The sequence below is a fragment of the uncultured Maritalea sp. genome (assembly GCF_937139385.1).
GTDB classification, from domain to species: domain Bacteria; phylum Pseudomonadota; class Alphaproteobacteria; order Rhizobiales; family Devosiaceae; genus Maritalea; species Maritalea porphyrae_A.
In genome coordinates this window covers 1-6,580 of the sequence record NZ_CAKZPW010000319.1, presented here as the reverse complement: position 1 = coordinate 6,580, position 6,580 = coordinate 1, and the positions used below count along the sequence as shown (strand labels likewise).

The 6,580-nt window shown below is 48.1% G+C and carries 7 protein-coding genes and 1 tRNA gene; 5 read left to right on the top strand and 3 right to left on the bottom strand.

What is annotated here, in order from left to right:
* Window positions 1-680 (top strand): MFS transporter (locus tag Q0231_RS13135; protein WP_299348033.1); only part of this gene is annotated, 680 nt, incomplete at its 5' end.
* Between the two features lie 93 nt (window positions 681-773).
* Here the strand turns inward: Q0231_RS13135 and glnA are convergent.
* A complete protein-coding gene (gene glnA, locus Q0231_RS13130) occupies window positions 774-2,183 on the bottom strand; it encodes a type I glutamate--ammonia ligase (RefSeq protein ID WP_269394136.1) in 1,410 nt (469 codons plus the stop codon).
* Window positions 2,184-2,231: 48 nt separating this feature from the next.
* Window positions 2,232-2,570 carry a P-II family nitrogen regulator gene (locus Q0231_RS13125; RefSeq protein WP_269394137.1) on the bottom strand — a complete coding sequence of 113 codons (339 nt, stop codon included), beginning with the start codon at window positions 2,568-2,570 and terminating at the stop codon, window positions 2,232-2,234.
* Between the two features lie 342 nt (window positions 2,571-2,912).
* Between Q0231_RS13125 and Q0231_RS13120 the strand changes: the two genes are divergently transcribed.
* The 3 genes from Q0231_RS13120 to Q0231_RS13110 all read left to right on the top strand — a co-directional run bounded on the left by Q0231_RS13120 (window position 2,913) and on the right by Q0231_RS13110 (window position 5,274).
* Window positions 2,913-2,997: transfer RNA gene (locus Q0231_RS13120), tRNA-Leu, on the top strand.
* Window positions 2,998-3,057: 60 nt separating this feature from the next.
* A complete protein-coding gene (gene tig, locus Q0231_RS13115) occupies window positions 3,058-4,440 on the top strand; it encodes a trigger factor (RefSeq protein WP_269394138.1) in 1,383 nt (460 codons plus the stop codon).
* Between the two features lie 180 nt (window positions 4,441-4,620).
* A complete protein-coding gene (locus tag Q0231_RS13110; RefSeq protein WP_299348029.1) occupies window positions 4,621-5,274 on the top strand; it encodes a HEAT repeat domain-containing protein in 654 nt (217 codons plus the stop codon).
* A gap of 13 nt (window positions 5,275-5,287) precedes the next feature.
* On the opposite strand, the gene Q0231_RS13105 is transcribed toward Q0231_RS13110, so the two are convergent.
* On the bottom strand, window positions 5,288-5,623 hold the full coding sequence (locus Q0231_RS13105) for an MmcQ/YjbR family DNA-binding protein (protein WP_299348028.1): 336 nt from the start codon (window positions 5,621-5,623) through the stop codon (window positions 5,288-5,290).
* A 91-nt stretch (window positions 5,624-5,714) separates the two neighbouring features.
* Between Q0231_RS13105 and Q0231_RS13100 the strand changes: the two genes are divergently transcribed.
* Window positions 5,715-6,580: NAD(P)H-hydrate epimerase (locus Q0231_RS13100; protein ID WP_299348027.1), on the top strand; the 866-nt coding region annotated here is incomplete at its 3' end.

The window sequence follows — 6,580 nt, the reverse complement described above, 5'->3', positions numbered from 1 at the left end:
CACTACAAGATGATCCCAGAGTAAAAGATAAGATTGTTGCGCCACCTACACTAGCTTTTCGTGTCGGACCATATGTGTCGCCCGCAATCGCAAATACTCTTGTCGCAGTGATTATGATGACGACATTTGTCGCCGGACCATTCTATCTGACTTATGTGCTTGGTTTTAGCGCGGGGGCAGTGGGGTTGGTCATGGCCGTTGGCCCGATTATTTCGATTCTATCGGGACTACCTTCAGGCATGATGGCGGATCGATTTGGCGTAAAACGCGTGGCCTATTCAGGATTGATACTGGTTTTTTGTGGAGCGCTCGTTTTCGCATTCCTGCTCAGTGTGTGGGGCCTAACGGGGTATATTGTGGCGCTTGTCCTGTTGACGCCAGGGTATCAGCTTTTCCTATCGGCCAACAATATGTCTGTCATGAGCAATGTACACGATTCACGGCGTGGGTTGGTTTCTGGGGTGTTGAATATGTCGCGCAATGGCGGGCTGATTATTGGCGCTTCGATTATTTCGATTCTTTTTTCTCTAGGCTCCGGCACCTCAAGTTTGGCGCAAGCTACTCCTGCGGCAATCGAGGGTGCTTTTCGTTTGGTTTTTCTCACCAATGCGGCATTTATTGTTTTGGCGTTGTTTATTTTGGAAATTGGCGCGCGGCAAAAAAGCCAAGTTGCAGTTTAGAAGCCTGAGACAAGGTCTGTTTGGCAAAAAAAGAGGGCGCCCGAAGGCGCCCTAAGGTATAGGTATTGCTACCTAGGGGATAGGAGGGACTCCTTATGCAGAGTAGTACATGTCGAATTCGACAGGATGCGGCGCCATGTCTAAGCGCTCAACTTCTTCCATCTTAACTGCGATGTAAGCGTCGATTTGGTCGTCGTCGAATACGCCACCTGCTTTAAGGAACTCGCGGTCTGCATCCAAAGCTTCTAGAGCCTCACGAAGTGATGCAGCAACCGTTGGGATTTCTTTTAGCTCTTCAGCTGGCAATTCATATAGATCTTTGTCCATAGGATCGCCTGGGTTGATTTTGTTTTTGATGCCGTCAAGGCCGGCCATCAACAGTGCTGAGAATGCCAAATATGGGTTTGCCAATGGATCTGGGTAACGCACTTCAACACGCTTGGAAGCAGGTGAAGAACCAAACGGAATGCGGCAAGAAGCTGAACGGTTACGTGCAGAGTAAGCCAACAGAACAGGTGCTTCATAACCTGGAACCAAACGCTTGTAAGAGTTGGTTGAAGGGTTAGTGAATGCGTTTGTTGCTTTAGCGTGCTTGATGATGCCGCCGATGAAGTGCAACGCTTGCTCTGACAATCCAGCATAGCCGTCGCCAGCAAAGTTTGGCTTGCCATCTTTCCAGATTGAAATGTGACAGTGCATACCTGAGCCGTTATCGCCAAAAACTGGCTTTGGCATAAAGGTAGCTGTTTTGCCGTACGCATGGGCAGTTTGCTGAACACCATATTTGTAGATCTGAACTTCGTCAGCGCTACGAGTTAGAGTGTTGTATTTAATGCCCAATTCATGCTGAGCAGATGCCACTTCGTGGTGGTGCTTCTCAACAGTTACGCCCATTTCTTTCAAAACTGAAAGCATTTCAGAACGAATGTCTTGTGCGCTGTCTACTGGTGGAACTGGAACATAACCGCCCTTAGTGGCGACGTGGTGACCCATGTTGCCTGCTTCATACATAGAATTTGTATTTGTTGGCAGTTCAGTGTGATCAAGTGAGAAGCTTGAGTGATGAGGGTCAGTGCTGTATCGCACGTCGTCAAACATGAAGAACTCTGGCTCAGGACCAACGACCACTGAGTCGCCAATGCCTGAAGACTTTACGTAAGCTTCGGCTTTGCGGGCTGTCATGCGTGGGTCGCGGTTATAGGCTTCGTATGTACCTGGCTCCAATGTATCACAATTGATGACCATTGTTGTTTGACCAAAGAATGGATCCAAGTGAACCGTATCAAGGTCAGGCATCATCACCATGTCGCTTTCATTGATGGCTTTCCAGCCAGCAATTGACGAGCCGTCAAACATCACGCCATCTTCAAACATGTCTTCGTTTACTGCAGAAACGTCCATTGTCATGTGGTGAAGTTTACCGCGTGGGTCAGTAAAACGAAGATCCACGAATTTCACGTCTTCGTCTTCGATTCTTTTGATTACATCTTTAGCAGTAGTCATAATTTATCCCGCTTATATAGTGGTGTTTTGTGGGTTTTTACGTTGATTTTAGACAGCTTCGTCGCCGGTTTCCCCGGTTCTGATGCGAATTGCCTGATCAATTGTTGAGACAAATATTTTTCCGTCGCCAATGCGACCCGTTTGGGCTGCATCGCGTATTGCTTCTACGGCTTTGTCTACCGTGTGGTCAGAAACAACGATTTCGATTTTTACTTTCGGGAGAAAGTCCACGACATATTCTGCACCGCGGTAAAGCTCTGTATGGCCCTTTTGCCGGCCAAAGCCTTTTACCTCAGTAACAGTAATGCCCTGAAAGCCCGCTTCTTGAAGTGCTTCTTTGACTTCATCGAGTTTGAACGGCTTTACGATGGCTTCAATTTTTTTCACTGATCTTTACTCCGAAGGACCTGATCTTGCGTCTGCCAAACAAAATGCAGGTTGCGTGCCAGTTTTACGGATTGGCTGAAAACTGAACATTAATAAAGGGTTAGTGCTTTAGTGCTGAAGCAGCAGGCATGTTATTCGCAACTGCTGTGCACAAATTTTGTGCAACTTGATTATTTTTTGTGCAGATAGGGGCTTGAAGTTGTCAATTGCCCGAGAATTGTACATGCGGCGCTAAAAGAAATGCACTTTCAACGGTTTTTTGCAAAAAGATCAAAAAAGGGCTTTGACTGTTCTGCGAGATTGGGTTAGACCCGCCCCGACTTCGTCGCTGAGGTTTTGAAGGCGGGTGTGGTGAAATTGGTAGACACGCTAGATTTAGGTTCTAGTGCTTCACGGCGTGGGGGTTCAAGTCCCTCCACCCGCACCATCATCCTCAGCAGACATTTCGATCGATCGAATTATAGATATTGAAGACGGGAATTTCCTAATGCAGGTCAATGAAACCCTCAATGAAGGGCTCAAGCGTACATTGGAAATGCGCATTCCGGCAGCCGAGCTTAGCAAAAAGCTAGACGACAAGCTTAATGAGCTTAAGAGCACTGTGAATCTTAAAGGGTTCCGTCCGGGCAAAGTTCCATTTGCGCACATGAAAAAGACATATGGCCGCTCTGTAATGGGCGACGTTATGCAAGATGCGATCAATGTTGGTGTTCAATCAACATTGGAAGAGCGCAAAGAAAAAGCTGCAATGCAGCCAAAAATCGACCTTCCTGAAGACGAAGCCATTTTGACAAAAGTATTTGAGGGCGAAGCAGACCTTGAATTCTCTATGTCTTATGAAGTTTTGCCTGAAGTGAAATTGGGCGATTTCAAAAAAATCAAAATCGAACGTCCTACAGTTGAAGTTGACGAAGCTGACATTCAGCAGCAGTTTGACGCGATTGTTGAGCAGAACCGCCCTTATGAAGCGAAAGCTGAAGGCGAAGCGGCTGTTGAAGGCGATCGGTTGAACATCAAGTTCTTGGGCAAAGTTGACGGCGAGCCATTCGAAGGCGGCGCATCAGACGGTTCGCCTTTGGTTATTGGTTCAAACCAATTTATCCCAGGTTTTGAAGAGCAGCTTGTTGGTCTTAAAGTTGGTGACAAGAAAGTCGTGGAAGTTAAATTCCCTGATGAGTATCGCGCTGAAAACTTGGCCGGTAAAGATGCAACATTTGATGTTGAAGTTTTGGGCATTGAAGCGGCTAAAGACGTTGCAGTTGATGACGAGTTCGCTAAAGGTCTAGGCCTTGAATCGCTCGATCAACTTCGCGAAATGATCAAAGATCAAATCGGTGGCCAATTCAAACAGCTTTCAGCAACACGCGTTAAGCGTTTGGTGTTGGATGCTCTAGATGAGTTGCACAAATTTGACGTTCCTTCTCAGCTTGTTGAGCAAGAATTCAAAGGCATTTGGGACCGCGTGATGCACGACATCGAGCACCATGGTCGCAGCTTTGAAGATGAGGGCACGACAGAAGAAAAAGCACGCGCAGAATATACTGCGATTGCTGAGCGTCGTGTTCGTCTTGGTTTGGTTATTGCTGAAATCGGCAATGCAAACGACGTTCAAGTTACCGAAGAAGAGCATCAACAAGCGTTGATCGCGGAAGTTCAAAAATACCCGGGCCAAGAGCAACAGGTATATGACTATTTCCGCAACAACCAGCAAGCACTAGCCGGTCTACGCGCTCCAATCTTTGAAGACAAAGTTGTAAACTATGTCGTTGAATTGGCAGACGTTGAAGACAAAACAGTGACCAAAGAAGAGTTGGTTAAGCTGGTTGAAGAGAGCGAAGAAGAAGACCTCGAGCCTCACAACCACGACTAAGTTTTTCTAGTTTTGAATTTTAAGAAGGCCGTCCAATTTGGGCGGCCTTTTTTGTTGTGTTTAGAGGTTGAGATCAATTGACTGCATGTTGGTATTGCGTTGTCAATTTGAGGCAGATCAACACCACAAGTACAGTTTATGTTTTCATGCTCTGATTGGAACAGCACCCTTGGTTTTTTGATGGTTGAAAGAACAGACAAAGCAAATCTAGCGGCAGCACTGCAGGCAGACGATGCCTCTGTTCGGTTAAAAGCAGCGATGGCTGCGGGTTTGAAACCAGAGATTAGTTTGCTTGATTTGTTGGTAGAGCGCTGTTCGCTCGAACCAGATTTTGGTGTGCGCGAGCAACTGACTTGGAGCCTTATACGGTTTCCGAAGGAGTTAATTGTGCCAAAGCTGATCTCCGAGGTGTCGTCGAGCAGCAATCAAGCTAGAAGCCAAGCGTTGCATAGTCTTTCAAAGATTGAAGGTGCGGACGCTTGGAATGTGATTACAAAAGATTTGCTCGAAGACTCGTGTGATGAAGTTGCGCAAGCAGCATGGCGTGCTGCGGTTACGCTTGTTCCACCAGGCAAGAAGGGCGGTTTGGCCAAAGATTTGGGCGCGTTGCTCGGACGAGGCGGCCGGGAACTGCAACGAAGCCTTAGTATTTCTCTTGCGGCGCTTGGCGAGTCGGCTGTGCGGCCTGTGCTCAAAAAGGCGTTAGCGAGCAGTGATAAGGCTGTGCGAAATCACGCTCTTTTCACGAAAGAAGTCCTTGCCGATTCTGATGCAGGCTCCGAATTTGCTGTTGATCAGGTCAAAATTTTGTTGGCGCCTCGACCGAAAGACTAAAATTGCGTCGAAGCTACTTCTTCTTCGCCACGCTCAACGCATAGCTCTCATCCAACCATCGCGTCCAAACATCCTCTGGCATGGGTTCCTCACTCGAAAATCGAGCTGTCACCCAAATGTTTGAACCGATTTGATAGTTGTCGGGATGTTTGTTTGCCAAATCGGTCGCTTCAGCGCGTGATTCTTTGAGTTTGAACATAGCCTTATATCGCCCGCCTTGTGGGCCGGCGAAAAGGAATGCTTTGCCTTTGACCTTGAATGAGCTTTGAGTGCAGGCAGTGCCCTTATCGACATTGGGATAAAGACATGCTTTTTCGCGCATGGGGAGTGTTGGGTCTTGTTCGGACATTTGCCTCTCCGTTTGTTGCTGCGTTAGATCATGGCACAACCGATGAGTTGTTGTGAAGATATTCAGGGTTTTCAAAACTCAGGGAAAGCGCATGATTGGCAGTATGACCTATTCTGATTCCAAACATTGTTTGCTGTCGCCATTTGAAATGGGGCAGGCCGATGCGCTGACCATTGCGGCGGGGACAAGTGAAATTGAATTGATGGGCAATGCTGGCCGCAATGTTGGGCGGTATATCGTTGCGCACTTCCGGCGCTCACCGGTATCGATTTTGTGTGGGCCGGGCAATAATGGCGGAGATGGTTTTGTTGTTGGTTGCTATTTGCGTGATCGCGGCTGGCCAGTGCGTTTGGCGGTGTGTGGTGAACCAAAACACTATGGTGAAGCGGCAACTCACTTCCTAAACCTTTGGGGGGAAGCCGAGCCCTTTTCACCTGAAGTTATTGAAGACGCTGGTGTTTTGGTTGATGCATTGTTTGGCGCAGGGTTGGATCGACCAATTGCTGGTGCTCACTCGGATATTATTCGGTTAGCGAACCAAACTAATGCGCCGATAGTGAGTGTGGATATGCCTTCGGGCGTGCATGGGGAAACCGGGCAGGTTTTGGGCGACGCCATTAGAGCGGATGCAACCGTAACATTTTTCCGCAAGAAACCCGGACACTTGTTATTACCCGGTCGCGACCTCTGTGGGGAAGTTGAACTGGGCCAAATCGGTATCGGTAATGAGGTGCTAGAGAGAATTGAGCCTCAGGTAGCCCAGAACCATCCTGATTTGTGGGAATTGCCAAAGGCTGCAGTTAGCGGGCATAAGTATTCCAAGGGCCATTGTGTGGTTGTTTCAGGTCCGAAAGGGGCAACGGGCGCTGCACGTATGTCTGCGCTTTCAGCATTGCGCGCCGGGGCGGCCTTGGTGACGATAAACCGCCACACGGCTGCGCTAGCAGAGCACAGGGC